The following is a 17,165-nucleotide window of genomic DNA, read 5'->3' as shown; positions in this document are numbered from 1 at the left end:
TACCCCATGAGCACCGACAACCCTATCTACAAAACAGACGCCCTCATTGCTGAGAACATCGATGCCTATCTCGAGGCACATCAGCACAAAAGCATGTTGCGTTTCATCACCTGCGGTTCCGTCGATGACGGTAAATCGACCCTGATCGGGCGGCTGTTGTACGACAGCAAGATGATTTTCGAAGATCAACTCTCGGCTCTTGAGGCTGATAGCAAACGCGCCGGCACCCAAGGTCAGGAGATCGACTTCGCGTTGCTCGTCGACGGCCTCGCCGCCGAGCGCGAGCAGGGGATCACGATTGACGTGGCTTACCGTTTCTTCGCAACGGAAAAGCGCAAGTTCATCGTCGCAGATACCCCCGGCCACGAGCAATACACACGGAACATGGTGACTGGCGCGTCTACGGCAGATGTCGCGGTGATCTTGATTGATGCGCGCAAAGGTGTTCTGACGCAAACGCGCCGCCACAGCTATCTCGCGCATTTGATCGGCATTCGCCATCTCGTGCTGGCCGTGAATAAGATGGATCTCGTGGGGTATGACGAGGCCACCTTCAACCGCATCGTCGAAGAATACCGCACCTTCGCGGCAAGCATCGGCATCACCGAGTTCACGCCAATGCCGATCTCCGGCTTCAAAGGCGACAACATCACCACCCTGAGCGAAAACACCCCTTGGTACAAAGGCGAGGCTTTGCTGCCTTACCTAGAGACGCTTGAGGTCGAGAGCGGCGCCGAGCAAAACAGCCCGTTCCGGATGCAGGTTCAATGGGTTAACCGCCCCAATCTCGATTTCCGCGGGTTCGCAGGGATGATCGCGAGCGGTCAGGTTCGTCCGGGGGATGAGGTGCGTGTTTTGCCATCGGGTAAAACCTCCACCGTCGCGCGTATCGTGGCACTGGAAGGCGACCGTGATCTTGCAGTCGCCGGCGAATCTACATTGATCACCCTTGCCGACGAAATCGATTGCTCGCGCGGTCAAGTGATCGTCGCGGCGCAATCGCCGCTCGAGGTGGCTGATCAATTCGAGAGCACATTGGTTTGGATGGATGAGGCCGAGCTCGTTCCGGGTCGTGCCTATTGGTTGAAAATCGGCACGCAAACCGTGTCGGCAACGATCCATGAGCCGAAATACGAGGTCAACGTTAACACGCAAGAGCACCTCGCGTCGAAAACCTTGGATTTGAACGCAATCGGCGTCGCAAACGTCACAACCGATCGCGCAATTCCCTTCGCACCCTATGCGGAGAGCCGCGATTTGGGTGGGTTCATCCTGATCGACAAGATGACCAACCATACGGTTGCCGCGGGGATGGTCAACTTCGCGCTGCGCCGTGCGCAGAACATTCATTGGCAGGCCACCGATATTGGCCGCGACCACCACGCCGCGATGAAAAACCAGAAGCCGTCGGTTGTTTGGCTGACAGGTCTTTCGGGATCGGGGAAATCGACAATCGCGAATATCGTTGAGAAAAAGCTTGCACGGATGAACCGTCACACGTTCTTGCTGGATGGTGACAACGTCCGTCACGGTTTGAACAAGGATCTTGGCTTCACGGAGGCCGACCGCGTCGAAAACGTCCGGCGTGTGGGCGAAGTCGCGAAGCTCATGACGGACTCGGGCCTGATCGTGATCACAGCCTTCATCTCGCCGTTCCGGTCGGAGCGCGATATGGTGCGTTCGATGATGCAGCCGGGTGAGTTTATCGAGGTCTTCGTCGATACGCCGCTTGAAGTTGCCGAGCAGCGCGATGTGAAAGGCCTCTACGCCAAGGCGCGATCGGGACAGTTGAAAAACTTCACCGGCATCGACTCGCCCTATGAGCATCCAGATGCCCCAGAGGTGCATATCGACACCACGCAAATGACTGCGGAAGAAGCCGCAGATTTGATCGTGGCACGGTTGATCCCGTAAGCCTCAACTGAACGTCACGAAAACGCCCGCGGTCTGGATAGATCGCGGGCGTTCGAATTTTTAAAGACGCCGTCGTCTAGTCGAGCAGAACCCGCCCGTAGAGCGCCCGAAGTTGCGATTTGACAACTTTCCCCGTCGCGCCCAATGGTAATGCCTCCACAAAAATCACGCGGTCGGGCACCTGCCAGCTTGGCACCTTATCGCCGAAACTGGCCAAGATCTCCGCCTCCGCGAGATCAGCGCCAGCTACAGGCTGCACGATCAAGACAGGACGTTCGCCCCATTTATCATGCAGTGCGGCGATAGCAGCCGCGCTCGCAACTTTAGGGTGCGCGATCGCGATATTCTCAAGTTCCACCGTCGAAATCCATTCGCCGCCCGACTTGATAATATCTTTCGCGCGGTCGCGGATAATCATGTAGCCGTCCGGATTGATCGTTGCGATATCGCCCGTGTCAAACCAGCCATCATCCGTGAGGGCAGAGGTCAATTGGCCGAAATACCGTTGGACGATCCAATGCCCACGGATCTGCAATTCCCCTTGGGTGACGCCGTCATTGGGCAAAACCGCGTCGTCTTCATCGATGAGCCGTAGCTCTACGCCAAAGGGCGGGCGCCCCTGACCGTTCCGAATGATCTCGCGCTCACCCTCGGGCAAATCACGATGTTTTTGCAGCAGCTGGTTCAGGGTTCCCAGCGGGCTGGTCTCGGTCATGCCCCATGCGTGGATCAGATCGACGCCGTAGGAATTGCGGAATTCCGCAATCATGGAGGGAGGCAGCGCGGAGCCCCCGACCACGGTGCGCTTCAGGCTTTCTGCCTTTGACCCTGTGGATTTGAGACCTTGCAGCAGCCCCATCCAGATCGTCGGCACACCAAGCGCCAAGCTGACTTTCTGCGCATCGATCAACCGCGCGAGGCTTTCACCATCCAGTTTCGGCCCCGGCAGCACGAGCTTACATCCGACGCTTGCCGCCACATATGGCACACCCCACGCATTCACATGGAACATCGGCACAACGGGCATCACCGTATCACTCGCGGACACAGCAAGACCATCGGGCGAATTGCACGCGATTGAATGCAACACCGTTGAGCGATGCGTAAACAAGACGCCTTTGGGATTCCCCGTCGTGCCCGAGGTATAGCAAAGGGACGACGGCGTGGTTTCATCAAGGTCGGGCCAGCTAAAAGCTGGATCACCATCGGCAATGAAATCGTCGTAGAACAGCAGCCCATCAAGGGCCGCCGCGGCGCCCTCATCGGCTGCGCCCATCAGGATGATCGCCTCCACGGATGGAATTTGATCGCGAATGGCAGCGATCAGCGGCACGAAGCTGCGGTCAAGGAACAGAACTTTGTCTTGGGCATCGTTGATCACAAAAATCATTTGCTCGGGCGAAAGGCGCGGGTTGATCGTGTGACAGACCATGCCGCCGCTAGAGACGCCGAAGTAGATCTCCAGATGGCGGCGATTGTTCCACGCAATCGTCCCGCAACGATCCCCCAATTCCACCCCGCGCGCCGCGAGAACTGAGGCAAGGCGGTGCGCGTTTTCGATCACACCGGACCAATGAGATCGCTCGGTCTCGCCAGTTGTCTCGACCGAGATTACCTCCGTCTCGCCATGGTAGCGTGCGACATGATCCGCAAGCGATCCAATCACCAGCGGCATCGTCATCATCGTCGTCATCTGTCTCTCCCTATCAACGGTCTTTCCAGCGCCCGATTAGGTCCTCCCGCCGGAACTTGCCCCTATTTGGAACGGCAATAGGCGGCTTTTCCAAGCGGAAACTGGGCGCGCGCCATGACTGTGTCGTGAGGTCATTTGGCGCGCCCCGCAAACCATAGGTGTCGATGGTCTTGCGGTAGGCGGGTTGGGGGGAACAATATTCTCGCGCGCGCAGAAATTTCACCATAGCTGACTTGTCGTGCGGCGACCGCATTGAAGATCAGATGAGGGATGTTAAGTGCTGCCCAAGCAAATGGAGACCACAATGAAAAAGCTCATCGCCGCCACAATCCTCGCCCTATCGACCAGCCTCACCGCCGCCCAAGCGGATGTTTTACGCGTTGGTATGTCGGGCGGTTATTTCCCGTTTACCTTTGTAAAGCTTGATGTTTTGCAAGGCTTTGAAGTTGATTTCATGAATGCGGTCGCGGCCGAAACGGGCGACGAGGTGGAATATGTCACTATGTCGTTCTCTGGGTTGATCGGCGCGCTTGAGTCCGGCCGCATTGACACCATTGCCAACCAGATCACGATTACGCCCGAGCGTGAGGCCAAATTCGCCTTCTCAAAGCCCTATGTCTTTGATGGCGCGCAAGTTGTTGTCAAAAAGGGCAATGAGGCAACGATCAGCGGCCCAGACGATCTGAGCGGTAAGACCGTTGCCGTCAACCTCGGGTCAAATTTCGAGGAATTGCTATCTAACCTCCCCAATGCGACGGAGATCGATGTGCGGACATATGAGAGCAACATTGCCCAAGATACCGCTCTGGGCCGCGTTGATGCCTTCGTGATGGACCGCGTTTCCTCGGCGCAGCTTATTGCCGAAAGTCCCTTGCCCTTGGCGCTTGCTGGCGCACCGTTTAGCGAAATTCGCAACGCGCTCCCCTTCCGCAATGATGCGGCGGGACAGGCCCAACGAGATAAAGTCGATGCGGCGATCGCAAGATTGAAAGAAAACGGCACCTTGTCCGAGATTTCGAACAAGTGGTTTGGTGCCGATATCACGAAGGTGGATTGATCGATGCGGGGCCTAGATCTGGACTATATGTGGGGGCTTGTGCCCGTGCTTCTGGGCTATGTCCCGCTCACGCTTTTGATGGCGCTCGTCGCGATGGCATGTGCGCTGGTGCTCGCGTCGATCATGGCGGTGGAACGTGTCTTTCGGATCCCCGTTTTGGATCACTTCGTGCGCCTGTTCATCAGCTTCTTCCGTGGCACGCCGCTTTTGGTGCAGCTATTTCTGTTTTATTACGGCCTGCCGCAAATGGTCGCGTTTCTCGGGACTATCAACGGCGTAACCGCGACGATCATGGGGCTTACACTGCATTTCTCGGCCTATATGGCCGAGAGTATTCGCGCCGCGATTTTGGGCGTGGAGCGCAGCCAATGGGAGGCGGCGCAGGCAGTTGGAATGACCCAAAGCCAGATGATGCGGCAGATCATATTGCCGCAGGCAGCGCGGGTCGCGGCCCCTACTTTGGTCAATTATTTCATCGATATGATCAAGGGCACCTCGCTGGCCTTCACCTTGGGCGTGACAGAGCTGATGGGCGCGACACAAAAAGAGGCGGCGGGGAGTTTTCTCTATTTCGAAGCCTTCATCGTCGTCGCAGCGATTTACTGGATCATCGTCGAGGCGCTCGCCTTTGTGCAGCGCCGTTTGGAGACTTACTTGAATAGGGCGCACGCAAGATGACATCTGATGCCGTGATCTCAATCAAGGGGCTAAACAAGTCCTTTGGCCAAACCCATGTCCTTAACAATATCTCACTTGAAATTGGCGCGGGCGAGCGTGTCGTGGTGATCGGGCCTTCGGGCACGGGCAAATCGACATTGCTCCGCACGCTGAACTTTCTAGACAAGCCCGATAGCGGAACGATCCGCGTCGGGGATTTAACCGTGCAGGCGCAATCTGCCAGCCGCGCGGAAATCCTGGCGTTGCGGCGCCGGACGGCTTTTGTCTTCCAGAATTACGCCCTCTTTGCGAATAAGACCGCGCTTGAAAATATCACGCAGGCGTTGATCACGGTGAAGGGGCAATCAAGCGCCGCTGCCATTGCGCGCGCCGAAGACATCCTGCGCGAGACGGGTCTGATCGATAAGGCGCACTCTTATCCGGCGGCTCTTTCAGGCGGTCAGCAACAACGTGTCGGCATCGGGCGGGCGATGGCTCTGGATGCGGATTTGATGTTATTCGACGAGCCGACGTCCGCGCTTGATCCGGAATGGGTTGGGGAAGTTCTCGACCTGATGCGACGCGTCGCGCAAAAACGCCAAACGATGCTGATCGTCACGCATGAGATGCAATTCGCGCGTGAAATTGCGGACCGCATTATCTTCATGGCGGAGGGGCGGATCATCGAACAAGGAACGCCAGCGCAAGTGTTGGGCGATCCGCAAGACCCGAGGACGAAAGCCTTTTTACGCCGCGTCGGTTAATTGGATATGCTGAGGAGGGCTGAGTTATCGCCCCATGTTAAAACGGCGCGCCCTCCTGCAAGGCGCGCCGTTCTTTGTCAAAATCGCCTTTTGTGCTTAAGCATGCCTTATGTCATGCGTGCGCGGAATTCGCCCGTTTGGCGCGAGGTGAGGCTGACCACAATGATCGCGATGAACGAGGCGATGAAGCCTGGGATGATCTCATAGACCCCTGCGCCGCCCATAAAGGCCGCGTTATAGCCAAGGCTGATCCATGTGATCACCACAGCGGCGCCAACGACCAAGCCCGCAACCGCCCCCGCGCCCGTCATCCGGTTCCATGTGAGGGACAGGATGATCAACGGGCCAAAGGCCGCGCCAAAGCCTGCCCAAGCGTTGGAGACCAACCCAAGCACGTTGCTTTGCGGGTCGCTCGCGATCATGGCTGCAACCACGCCCACAAGTACCACGGAGATCCGGCCAATCATGACAATCTCGCTTTCGCGGGCGGATTTGCGCAAAAACAGGCGGTAGAAATCCTCGGCCATCGAGGAGGATGCGACGAGCAGCTGGCTCGATACCGTGGACATCACCGCCGCAAGCAGGGCCGCAAACAAGAATCCGGTCACGAGCGGATGGAACAACAAATCCGCGAGCAGGATGAATACGGTTTCCGCATCGTCGACGACAAGCCCGTTACGCTCCGCGTAGGCGCGGCCAAAGATCCCAACGCCCAAGGCGCCGAGTAGGGAAATGGCCATCCAACCCATCCCGATATTGCGCGCCGTTCCGACCGATTTGACATCCTTGATCGCCATGAACCGGACGATGATGTGAGGCTGGCCAAAATAACCAAGGCCCCAAGTGACGGCCGAAAGGAAGCCGATCGCCGTCAGGCCATGGGTGAGCGAAAGGAAGTTGGGATCAACACGCGACAGAGTTTCGCCCGCTTGTGCAAAGCCGTTCCCCTTGCCCGAATACAAGACCACCAAGGGCATGATGACCAAAGCGAGCATCATGATGCAGCCTTGCACAAAATCCGTGAGGCTGACCGCCAGGAACCCGCCGATGACGGTATAGGCCAGCACGACGCCCAACGTCAGCCATACGCCCGTCATATATCCGCCGTCGAACACGCTGATGAAAAGCTTGCCGCCAGCAACAAGGCCGGATGCGGTGTAGACCGAGAAAAACACAACGATAATGATCGCTGATACAAGACGCAGCGCTGTAGCCTTCGATGGGAACCGGTTTGCAAGAAAGGCCGGAATTGTGAGCGCATTGTCGTAACGTTCGGTTTGCTCGCGCAGGCGCGGAGCGACGACGATCCAGTTGATCAACGCGCCAACAAACAGGCCGATGCCGATCCAAGCCTCAACAAGACCGGACGCATAGAGCGCGCCGGGCAGGCCGAGCAGCAACCAGCCGCTCATATCCGAGGCCCCCGCAGAGAGCGCTGCTACGGCAGGGTGCAAATTGCGCCCGCCCAACAGGTAATCTTCTGAATCCGAACTCGACTTACGGTACGCGTAAACGCCAATCCCGAGCATCAGCGCGAAATACGCGGTGAGGCTGATCCAAACACCCAATTCCATTCCTAATCCTTATTTTGTCGCGGTGTGCCGCACAGAGGGGGCTTCCTTAACAGATGACGGCGTGAGGTAAAGTCGCCGGGGCGCGTGCCGGCCAATCGCGTGGTTCATGTCGCGCATACGCTGTAAAACCCCCGATGAAGGGGACGGAAGTGCGGCTGATTGGCATAAAACGCAATAACTTGGCCTGTAATGATTGCGACTGTGACACCAGATGGTAAGTTTAGCAAAAAGGGAGGGAGAAATAATGTCATCATTCTTGGGGCTCGCGCGCCGTATCGACGCGCTGACGGCCTTTTGCGGCAGGCATGTCTCGTGGCTCTTGCTTGCCGCCGTTCTTGTGAGCACGGGCAACGCAATCATGCGCAAAGCATTCAACCTGGCCTCCAATAGCTGGTTAGAATTGCAGTGGTACTTCTTTGGGGCGGTGTTCATGTTAACAGCTGCGGATGCGCTTCGTCGCAATGCGCATGTGCGGATCGACGTTTTGACGACCTATTTCAGCAAGCGTACGCGCGACATTATCGATCTGGTCTGTCATGTCACCTTCCTGCTGCCGTTCTGCCTGTTGATGACATGGCTGTCTTGGCCGTATTTCATGACGGCGGCGAAATCGGGGGAAGTCTCCGCGAATTACGGAGGCTTGATTTTGTGGCCGGCTAAGCTTCTCATTTTGCTCGGATTTGCGCTGCTGCTCGCGCAATCCATATCTGAAATTATCAAGCGTTGGGCCGTTTTGAAGGGCGCAATGGTTGATACCCAAGAGTCAGCGGGGCTTGATCTGACATGATTGATCTTCTCGCACACAACCTCGCCCCGATCATGTTCTGCACTGTGATGGGGATGTTGCTTCTGGGGTATCCGGTTGCATTCACCCTTGCCGCAGGCGGCTTGTTCTTCTTCGTGATCGGCGTCGAGCTCTCGCCCTATTCCGAAGAGATCAACCTCTTCTGGCCATTGCTGCAATCCCACCCAAGTCGCGTGTTCGGCATCATGTCGAACGAGACCTTGCTTGCGATTCCATTCTTCACTTTCATGGGTTTGATATTGGAACGATCTGGCATGGCGGAGGATCTCCTCGACACAATCGGCCAGTTGTTCGGACCTGTCCGCGGCGGTCTGGCGCTTGCAGTGGTGCTCGTGGGCTCACTTCTCGCGGCAACAACCGGGATTGTCGCGGCCTCCGTTATGGCGATGGGGCTTATCTCTTTGCCGATCATGTTGCGCTACGGTTATAAACCGTCCATTGCGGCGGGCACCGTGGCGGCCTCTGGGACGTTGGCGCAGATTGTTCCGCCGTCGTTGGTGTTGATCGTGATGGCCGATCAATTGGGCCGTCCTGTTGGCGATATGTATGTTGGCGCGTTCGTCCCTGCGATGCTGACGATCTTGCTATATTGCGGTTTCATCGTTTGGTTGGCCATCTTCCGGCCCAAGTCGGTTCCGGCCTTGCCGCCTGAAGCTCGCAAGTTTGACGGCGGCGTGAAGTCGCTGCTGGTAATTATCGCGCTTGCGGTCGGTCTGGCGATTGTCGCGCATCGCTGGATCTTCAGCGGCGTGAGTGACGAATACCGTCTGGTTCTGGCCATCACCTTGGCCGCGGTCTTTGCCCTCTCCGTCACGACTTTGAACCGCAAATTGTCACTCGGGCTCGTGTCGCAATTGGCGGAGGAGGTGGTTATTGTTCTAATCCCGCCGCTTGCGCTGATCTTCCTCGTATTGGGTACGATCTTCCTCGGGATCGCGACCCCGACAGAGGGTGGCGCAATGGGGGCGACGGGCGCTTTGATCCTCGCCTACATCCGCGGCAAGCTCGACTTTGGCACGATGAAATCAGCGCTGGATTCAACCGCGCGCCTTGCCGCATTCGTCATGTTCATCTTGATCGGCGCGCGTGTTTTCGGCCTGACCTTCTACGGCATCAACGGCAATGTGTGGATCGAGGAACTGCTCTTGCAGCTTCCGGGCGGCCAGACCGGCTTCTTGATCGTCGTGACGATTATCGTATTCATCCTCGGGTGCTTCCTTGATTTCTTCGAGATCGCCTTCATCATCGTGCCGCTCTTGGTCCCTGTGGCCGAGGCGTTGGGGATCGACTTGATTTGGTTCGGGGTCATTTTGGGGATCAACCTGCAAACATCGTTCCTGACACCGCCGTTCGGGTTCTCCTTGTTCTTCTTGCGATCCGTCGCGCCGGACAAAGATTGGACAGATCCTGTGACCTCGCGCCGTATGAAAGCGGTGAAAACGATCGAGATCTACAAAGGGGCACTGCCCTATATCGGCTTGCAAGCGTTGATTTTGGCGATCGTGATCGCGTTCCCAAGCTTGGTCACGCATTACAAGAATACGCCGCCTCCTGTGGCGACGACGTTCGAGCAAGGGATGCCCGGTTTGCCTGCGCTCGGGGGCCTGCCGACGCTGGACGGGGGCGGCATGGGGCTTCCTGGCTTGCCGTCGTTCGACACCGCACCCGCGCAGTAGGTAAGGCAAACTGGGCAACTTAGGCCCATCGAGACGGGGCGCCTCCATCGGAAGGCGCCCCGTTTTAATAGGCGCAAGTGCATTCGCCCGATGCTATTCAACCCTTGGAGAGACGCCATGCTGACCATCAATATTATCGGTGCGGGGGCCGTGGGGCGCACGATCGGTCGCTTGATCGTGCGCGAGGGCGTCGGAACCATTCAAGACATCCACAACAGGTCGCAAGAGACGGCCCAAAATGCGGCTTCGTTCATCCAATCGGGCAGGGTCTGCGCAACAATTAAACGGATGCGCCCGGCAGATTTATGGCTTCTTTCAGTGTCCGATGGGCAAATCGCCTCCGCCGCCCATGCGCTCGCGCAGGCGGGTCATCCCGCGGCGGCGGCTGTGCATTTCAGTGGCTTTCTCGCGTCGAGCGAGTTGGCGCCTTTGAGCGCGCAAGGCTGGAGCTGCGCGAGCTTGCACCCTGTGCTGTCCTTCGCGGAACCCGCGCGGGCACTCGAGGCCTTCAAGGGGAGCCTATGCGGAGTTGAGGGGGATGAGCCGGCGGCGGCGCTCGTTCAGAGGGTTTTCACCCCGCTCGGCGCGCGCTGTTTCCATGTTGAGACCGCCTCGAAAGGGCTCTACCACGCGGCAGCGGTTTTCACGAGCAACTTCACCACTGTGCTGCAAGCCGTTGCGCGCGAGGCTTGGGCGCAGGCTGGTGTCGAGGACGCGATCGCGAAAGATATGCAAGCGTCGCTTCTTGCGAGCACGGTCACCAATCTAGCCGCCTTGGGACCCCAAGCCGCGCTGACTGGGCCGGCCGCGCGCGGGGATGGCGACGTTGTTGCCCGCCAGTCGCAACAGGTGAGCAACTGGCACCCCGACGCGGGACGCGCCTATGATTTGCTCAGCGAAATGGCCAAGCGGTTGAAAGCAACGGGCCAAACGCTTGACGTCGAGTGAATGCGTGAATGATGCCCGATCAAAAACTGCAGTCTGGCATGTCGACCGTCGCGAACTCGCCGTTGATCACTTGGCGGCTGGTGCGCTCAATCCGGATCGGTTCGAATGGCACCGCATCCTGAGCGCTCGGGGAAAGTTGCGTCAGGTAGTGGCACGCCGCCTCAACTGTCTTGCCACCAGCACTGTCGCGCGTTTGAAGGATAACGGGAATGGCGGCCATTTCCCCGCCTGCGCCGGCATCAGAAAGTGGCGTGCCAAGCCGAACGCGAATTTGCTCGACATCTGTGTAGCCATCGCCGAACGCCTCGAACGCGGCATCCAGTTCGACCTGCGTTTCAAGGGGCGCCGCGCGCAAACCGTACGAGAATGCGCGCGCGAATTGGCCATGAGAAATTGCATTGTAATAAGAGATGACCACATCCTCCGCGCTGGAGCGGTTGTCGATGTAATCCGCATCTTTAGCGGAGGCGGGCGCTGCGGATAGGAGGGCCACAAGTGCAACGGATTTGAGCAGGCGAGACATTTTTATCCTCACTTAACTTAGGGCATTTAAGGATCGATACGCATAGCTAACGGTCATTGCGCGCGCGAATTTGTTGCGAAGGGATCTCCGCCTTGCGTTCGCGGTGCAAGAGGTAAAGTCCGGAGCCGAGCAAAATGAGCGCCCCGATAATCGTCAGCGTATCTGGCACGTCACCAAATATCCAAAAGCCCAACGCCGTTGCTCCGAGAATTTCAAGGTATTGAAATGGCGCGAGAAGGCTCGCTTGGGCGAAGCTGAACGCGCTGGCGATCAGCAGGAAGGTCACGGCCGCCAGAATACCCGACACGATGACGCTGCCTAGGACCCAAGGCGGGATTGATGTGAGGGCAACCAGCGCGTCGCCTTGCTCCTGTTGCGCGAACATCCAAACAATGGCGGCGACGGCCGCGCAAGAGGATGCGCCGACCTGAAACGTCAAAGCGGAACTTCGCTGCGTCGCCTGTTTCGACACGATCATATTGAGTGCGTAAGCGGTCGCCCCGATCAGGGGGTAAATCACCACGAGGCCAAATTCCGCAAAATTGGGCCGCAAAATCAGCAAGACGCCGAGCATCCCAACGCCGATTGCAACGTATCGTCTGGGGCCCGGCTTTTCCCGAAGAAAGACGCCTGCCAGCAACGTCAGGATAAGGGGTTCGACGAAGAAAATCGCGATCGCCGTGGCGATGGGCATCGCTTGGAACGCAGTAATCAGACTGATCGAGATGACCGCCGCGAGACACCCCGAGAGCACAGACCAATGCGTAAAAATCTTACCTCGCTGCTTTTTGCGAAAGACAAAGAACATAATTGCGAGGGCGCAGGCCTGCACGAAGCATCGCATTGCGGCGAGTTGCGCGGGGGCGAGTACCTGTGTGAGCAGCTTAACGAGCGTGTCCCCGACCGGCAGCAAAAGCATTGCAGCAACCATCATCGCCATGCCAATCGTGGGGCGAGATACGGGTATAAGCGCTGCGGCGTTCTGCGTGGTCATCGTCGTTTGTTCCTTTTGGCGCGCGAAGGGGCGACACCTGCAATGGGCTGGCAACAAACACACATTAAACGTCGAGAAATGAAATGCCCGAGACATTTAGGGGGCCGAGGCGGCGCAAGTCAATCGGGAAGCGTACGATCGGGGAAGGGGGGCGTATATGAAAGCGTGCGCCCGAACCAACGGGCGCACGCCAGAAGACTTAAGAAAAATGCATCAGGCCTTCAGCGCCGCCGCGACATCCTCAGGCCGGATCGGCAAATGACGCATCCGCACACCGACCGCATTGAAAATCGCGTTTGCGATCGCGGGCGCGATCACAGTCGTGCCGGGTTCGCCAAGGCCAACTGGCACCTCGGTGCTTTCCACAAACGCAATCTCCATTTCAGGAGTGTCGATCATTCGCAGCGGTGTGTAACTCCCGAGGTTCAGATCGACCACGTTTCCGTTCTCGATCTTGGTGCCCTCAAATAGCGCCATTGAGAGGCCCCAAAGCGCCGCGCCTTCGCATTGGGCTAGGGCGCCGTCAGGGTCCACAACCGTGCCGCAATCAAATGCGAGCCAAATCCTCTGAACATCGATCTCTCCGGTTGCGCGGTCAACATGGACCTGTACCGCCCCCGCCGTCCATGTCGGCATGGAGCGCGACTGGCCGAAGGTGGTCGCAATCCCGATCGCGGTATCGGCAGGGAGGTCGGCAGAGCCGTAGCCCGACATCTCGACCACGCGCTTCAACACAGTCGCCTGACGCGATGCACCGCCGGTTGCGTTTGGCGCAGAGCCGGCGTTGTAGCCCTCCGCTTTCAGATGATCGAGGCGGAACGCGAGCGGATCAACGCCAAGCTTATGCGCGGCCTCGTCCATAAAGCTCTCAACGGCGAAGTTCGTCCAGCCGGGGCCTACCGATCGCAACCAGCCGGGACGGAAGGTCTTGTTGGCGAGATCATTCGAAATCGCCCGCACCTTATGCGCCCCAACCGAATACCAGTGATCTGCGCCATCGATCGCAAACGGATCATAGGGCTCGTCGTTGACCCCTTTCGGCATAAACGACGGCACCATCACCTGCGTCGGCCAACCGGCGGCGGCGTGGTGTTCCATGCCGACAACGGCGTTATCTGCATCAAAGGCCATTCGCAGCTTTTGAACGCTCGGTGAGCGCACCGAGTCAAATTGTACATCATCCTCGCGGAAGAAGACAAGCTTCACCGGCTTGCCACCTATCGCCTTTGACGCGAGTGCCGCGGGCACGGCATAATCGCCATTCAGGCGGCGGCCGAACCCGCCTCCAAGCATGTAGGTGCGCATCACGATCTTATCGGCAGGCGCCTCGAGTGCGGCTGCGAGCGTTGGCAAAATGAGGGATTGCCATTGGTTGCCGGTGTGAATTTCCCAAATGCCATCTTCGTTTTGGAAAACGGTCGCGTTGAGGGGCTCCAACTGGAAGTGCAGAACGGTTTGGGTCGTGTAATCTGCCTCCAAAACATCCGCTGCCCCATCGAAGGCGGCTGTCGTATCGGGGGTTTGTGTCGGTAGGATCGACCCCGTCACCCCGTCTGCGATAAGTTCGACGGAACGCGCGTTGATATCTTCCTCGGAGACGCTGGCCGTCTCGCCTGCCGACCATTCGACCTTGATCGCCTCGGACGCCCATTTCGCGGCCATCAAGCTTTCGCCCAAGACAACAACCCACCCCGGAACGGTGCCGGAGGGATCGTCCAGCGTGATGGTTTGCAAGTAGCCCTTCACGTCCACAGCGCCGCTGTCGTCGACGGATGTCACCGATGATCCAAGACGCGTCGGCGGCAGCATCGGCACGCCGTAAACCATGCCGTCTACTTTCGCATCGAGACCGTAAATCGTCTTGCCGCTGGTTTTGTTGTCAATGTCGAGGGCTGTGACGTCTTTCCCGACGAGGCGTAATTCCGCATGAGGCTTGAGGGGCAGAGCGTTTAACTCCTCCTCCGTGAAGGTCGTGTTGATCCCTTCCGCGACGAGGTCCGCATAGCTGATCGTGTTGGTGCCATCGGTCACGCTGCCATCGCGCGCCTGACAAATGCCGGCGTCAACGCCCCACTTCTGGGCTGCGGCCGCGATCAGCGCCGTGCGGCCAGCCGCACCCGCTTGACGGTAAACCGGCCAGCTTTGCCAGACCGACCAACTCCCGCCAGTGACCATCAGGCCCCATTTCTCGGCGGTATCAACATGGGTGATGCGCACATTTTCCCAAGCCACTTCAAGCTCGTCCGCGAGAATACGGGCGATCGCGGTTCCGACGTGCTGGCCCATTTCAGCGCGGATGATATTGACGTTGACGATCCCATCCCGGTCGATCCAGTACCACATTGTCGGCTCGAACGGCGACCCGGCCGCCTCAACGGGTGTGCCATCCGGCGCGGCGGGGTCCATCGCGGCCATCCCCGCGCGCGGGAAACCGAAGGCAACGCCCGTTGCTGTCATCGAGACGAGGAAGCCACGGCGTGTCATCGCGGCGGGCTTCGTGCCGTTTGTGAGGCGCGAAATCAATTTGTTAGCCATTGTTAGTGCCCTCCGACATGGCGGTTGCGGCATCGCGCACGGCTTGGCGAATGCGCGGATAGGTCATACAGCGGCACAGATTGCCCGTCATAACAGCGTCGATATCCTCGTCCGATGGGTTCGGAATATCTTGCAACAGCGCAGCCGCCTGCATGATTTGTCCCGATTGGCAGTATCCGCATTGCGGCACACGCAGATTGCGCCATGCCTCTTGGACGGGATGGTTCGCTTGCGCATCGAGCCCCTCAATCGTGGTGATTTTGGTTCCCGCCACATCTTCCAGCGTCGTGATACACGAGCGCGTCGCCCGACCGCCGACATGCACCGTGCACGCACCGCACATCCCGATGCCACAGCCGAACTTCGTGCCTGTTAGGCCGATTTCATCGCGAATTGCCCAGAGCAAAGGCGTTTGCGGATCTGCGTCGACGCTCACTTTACGTCCGTTGATCTCAAACTCTATCATGGTGTTTTCCCTTGTGTCGTATCCTGGCAATCAATGCGCGGCGGGTCCGTTCACGCGGATATCCGCGACGGTGCCGGCAAGATCAGGCCATTCCGGTTTGCCTGCGCGTTGGTCACGCAGATAGGCAGCAATTGCCGTGATTTCCGCATCACTCAGCGCCTCGCGGAACCCCGGCATAACGACGCCGGCGATGCCCTCGGGGCCGTTGACCCCGTCAAGGATGACGTGGATCAGGTTGTTCGGAGTGTCGAGATTGGTTGACGAATTGATCCCTAAATCGGGACGCCCCTGTGCGATTTGGTCGACGTTGTAATGGCATGAGGCACAGGCGGTCGCGTAAAGACGCTCGCCCAGATCCCTGCGATAGCGCGGATCAGGCCGGTTCGCCTGCAGACTGGCGAGGACGGCTTCGCTTGAGGCCGGATCATCCTCTGTCGCGCCAACCTTATCCGCCAGATATACAGCAAGGGCGTCGAGATCATCCTCCGCGAGCTCTCGCACACCCTCATGCACAACTGGCCCCATCGGACCTGCCGCGACGCCGTGATATTGTGTCACGCCGTCGATCAGATAGGCTTTAAACTCGGGGGCTGTCCACGCGACGGCCGAAGGGTTTTGCGATGTCAAAGCGGGCGCGATCCAGCGGTCGATTTCCGCACCAGCATAGTGTTGCGAGGCGTCCTCGGCCCCGAGAGCGTTGCGCGGGGTGTGGCATGCGCCGCAATGGGTCACGCCTTCAGCGAGATAGGCGCCACGGTTCCACGCATCGGAATGATCGGCGTCGGGCTCGTATCGGCCAAGGTCGGCAAAGAGAAGCTTCCAGCCCGCTTGCAAGAAACGCTGATCCAGCGGGAAGGGCAGTTCGTTTGGTTTTTGCTCCGTCGCGACAGGGGCGATTTCGGTCATGATGAACGCGTAAATCGCATCGACATCGGCGTCGCTCATCTTGGTGAAGTGGTCATACGGGAAGGCAGGGAACAGGTGGTTTCCCTCCCGATCGACGCCCTCGTGCATCGCGCGGCGGAAAGCATCGCGCGAGTAGGCGCCAATACCTGTTTCAACATCTGGGGTGAGGTTGGTCGAGTAGATCGTCCCGAAGCCGGTCGCCATCGCATAATTGCCAGCGTAAGGCGCACCGCCCTCGGCGGTGTGGCATGTCGCACAGTACCCTGCGGATGCAAGGACACGACCTTGGTCGACGATGGCGGGATCAAAGGCTTCAAGGGAGTCCGGCGAGATCGGATCGAGGGCGGGTTTGTAAGCATAAACGCCGAAACCGACCGCACCAACGATCGCAACTGACACAATGCCTAGGGAAAGCCTTTTGAGCATAAAGCTGAATTCCTTGGGTTTTTTGATTTCAGGTGAAGGCTTGAAGCCAACCCCTAGGGAGATAAACGCCCGTGCCCCCCAAAAGTTCCGATATTTCTTCCGTATGGCGAAAGTTTTTTATCGAGAGCTCGTAGCGCTTTTGCGATCCCCCTGTCCCAACCGATTAAACCAACCTCGGTGCGCTTGTTTTGCGAGGGTTCGCCCTAGTTTCTTCGCGGGTAGCGGCC

At 58.4% G+C, this 17,165-nt stretch carries 14 protein-coding genes; 7 read left to right on the top strand and 7 right to left on the bottom strand.

Translation table 11 applies throughout. From position 1 onward, the window contains the following. Positions 1–6 precede the first annotated feature (6 nt). A complete protein-coding gene (gene cysN / locus SJY32_RS00685; protein ID WP_376870419.1) occupies positions 7–1,914 on the top strand; it encodes a sulfate adenylyltransferase subunit CysN in 1,908 nt (635 codons plus the stop codon). A gap of 76 nt (positions 1,915–1,990) precedes the next feature. Here the strand turns inward: cysN and SJY32_RS00680 are convergent, their stop codons facing one another. Continuing rightward, positions 1,991–3,607: a long-chain fatty acid--CoA ligase gene (locus tag SJY32_RS00680; protein ID WP_376870418.1), complete on the bottom strand. Its 1,617-nt coding sequence runs from the start codon at positions 3,605–3,607 to the stop codon at positions 1,991–1,993. Positions 3,608–3,911: 304 nt separating this feature from the next. On the opposite strand from SJY32_RS00680, the gene SJY32_RS00675 reads away from it, so the two are divergent. Genes SJY32_RS00675 through SJY32_RS00665 form a run of 3 tightly spaced genes read left to right on the top strand, consistent with a single transcriptional unit; the run spans position 3,912 to position 6,085 of the window. Beyond that, complete coding sequence (locus SJY32_RS00675) at positions 3,912–4,664, top strand: amino acid ABC transporter substrate-binding protein (protein ID WP_376870417.1); 753 nt, start codon at positions 3,912–3,914, stop codon at positions 4,662–4,664. Between the two features lie 3 nt (positions 4,665–4,667). Next, positions 4,668–5,342 carry an amino acid ABC transporter permease gene (locus tag SJY32_RS00670; protein WP_376870414.1) on the top strand — a complete coding sequence of 225 codons (675 nt, stop codon included), beginning with the start codon at positions 4,668–4,670 and terminating at the stop codon, positions 5,340–5,342. After that, on the top strand, positions 5,339–6,085 hold the full coding sequence (locus SJY32_RS00665) for an amino acid ABC transporter ATP-binding protein (protein ID WP_376870412.1): 747 nt from the start codon (positions 5,339–5,341) through the stop codon (positions 6,083–6,085). The genes SJY32_RS00670 and SJY32_RS00665 overlap by 4 nt, the downstream gene beginning before the upstream one ends. A 107-nt stretch (positions 6,086–6,192) precedes the next feature. Here SJY32_RS00665 and putP read toward each other — a convergent pair whose 3' ends face one another. After that, the gene (gene putP / locus SJY32_RS00660) at positions 6,193–7,659 is read right to left on the bottom strand and encodes a sodium/proline symporter PutP (RefSeq protein ID WP_376870409.1); all 1,467 of its coding nucleotides are present in this window, start codon (positions 7,657–7,659) and stop codon (positions 6,193–6,195) included. Between the two features lie 244 nt (positions 7,660–7,903). Between putP and SJY32_RS00655 the strand changes: the two genes are divergently transcribed. The 3 genes from SJY32_RS00655 (at position 7,904) to SJY32_RS00645 (ending at position 11,088) form a co-directional block, all read left to right on the top strand. Then, positions 7,904–8,446 carry a TRAP transporter small permease subunit gene (locus SJY32_RS00655; protein ID WP_376870406.1) on the top strand — a complete coding sequence of 181 codons (543 nt, stop codon included), beginning with the start codon at positions 7,904–7,906 and terminating at the stop codon, positions 8,444–8,446. Continuing rightward, positions 8,443–10,140 (top strand): TRAP transporter large permease subunit, encoded by a 1,698-nt coding sequence (locus SJY32_RS00650; protein WP_376870404.1) that lies wholly within the window; start codon positions 8,443–8,445, stop codon positions 10,138–10,140. The genes SJY32_RS00655 and SJY32_RS00650 overlap by 4 nt, the downstream gene beginning before the upstream one ends. Before the next feature lie 117 nt (positions 10,141–10,257). Next, complete coding sequence (locus tag SJY32_RS00645; protein WP_376870401.1) at positions 10,258–11,088, top strand: Rossmann-like and DUF2520 domain-containing protein; 831 nt, start codon at positions 10,258–10,260, stop codon at positions 11,086–11,088. Positions 11,089–11,107: 19 nt separating this feature from the next. On the opposite strand, the gene SJY32_RS00640 is transcribed toward SJY32_RS00645, so the two are convergent. The 5 genes from SJY32_RS00640 to SJY32_RS00620 all read right to left on the bottom strand — a co-directional run bounded on the left by SJY32_RS00640 (position 11,108) and on the right by SJY32_RS00620 (position 16,938). Then, positions 11,108–11,611, bottom strand: a complete 504-nt coding sequence (locus SJY32_RS00640; RefSeq protein ID WP_376870399.1) for a hypothetical protein — start codon at positions 11,609–11,611, stop codon at positions 11,108–11,110. Between the two features lie 46 nt (positions 11,612–11,657). Continuing rightward, entirely contained in the window at positions 11,658–12,605 is a 948-nt protein-coding gene (locus SJY32_RS00635) for a DMT family transporter (RefSeq protein WP_376870397.1), read from the bottom strand. Between the two features lie 213 nt (positions 12,606–12,818). Further along, positions 12,819–15,140, bottom strand: a complete 2,322-nt coding sequence (locus SJY32_RS00630; protein ID WP_376870395.1) for a molybdopterin cofactor-binding domain-containing protein — start codon at positions 15,138–15,140, stop codon at positions 12,819–12,821. Next, positions 15,133–15,606: a (2Fe-2S)-binding protein gene (locus SJY32_RS00625; RefSeq protein WP_376870392.1), complete on the bottom strand. Its 474-nt coding sequence runs from the start codon at positions 15,604–15,606 to the stop codon at positions 15,133–15,135. Before SJY32_RS00625 ends, SJY32_RS00630 begins: the two co-directional genes overlap by 8 nt. Before the next feature lie 30 nt (positions 15,607–15,636). Further along, positions 15,637–16,938 (bottom strand): c-type cytochrome, encoded by a 1,302-nt coding sequence (locus SJY32_RS00620; RefSeq protein ID WP_376870390.1) that lies wholly within the window; start codon positions 16,936–16,938, stop codon positions 15,637–15,639. Between the last annotated feature and the right edge of the window lie 227 nt (positions 16,939–17,165).

Source organism: Albirhodobacter sp. R86504 (genome assembly GCF_042466415.1).
Taxonomy (GTDB): Bacteria; Pseudomonadota; Alphaproteobacteria; order Rhodobacterales; family Rhodobacteraceae; genus Albirhodobacter.
Note: the sequence above shows the minus strand (reverse complement) of the source record. Positions and strands in the feature narration are given on the sequence as shown.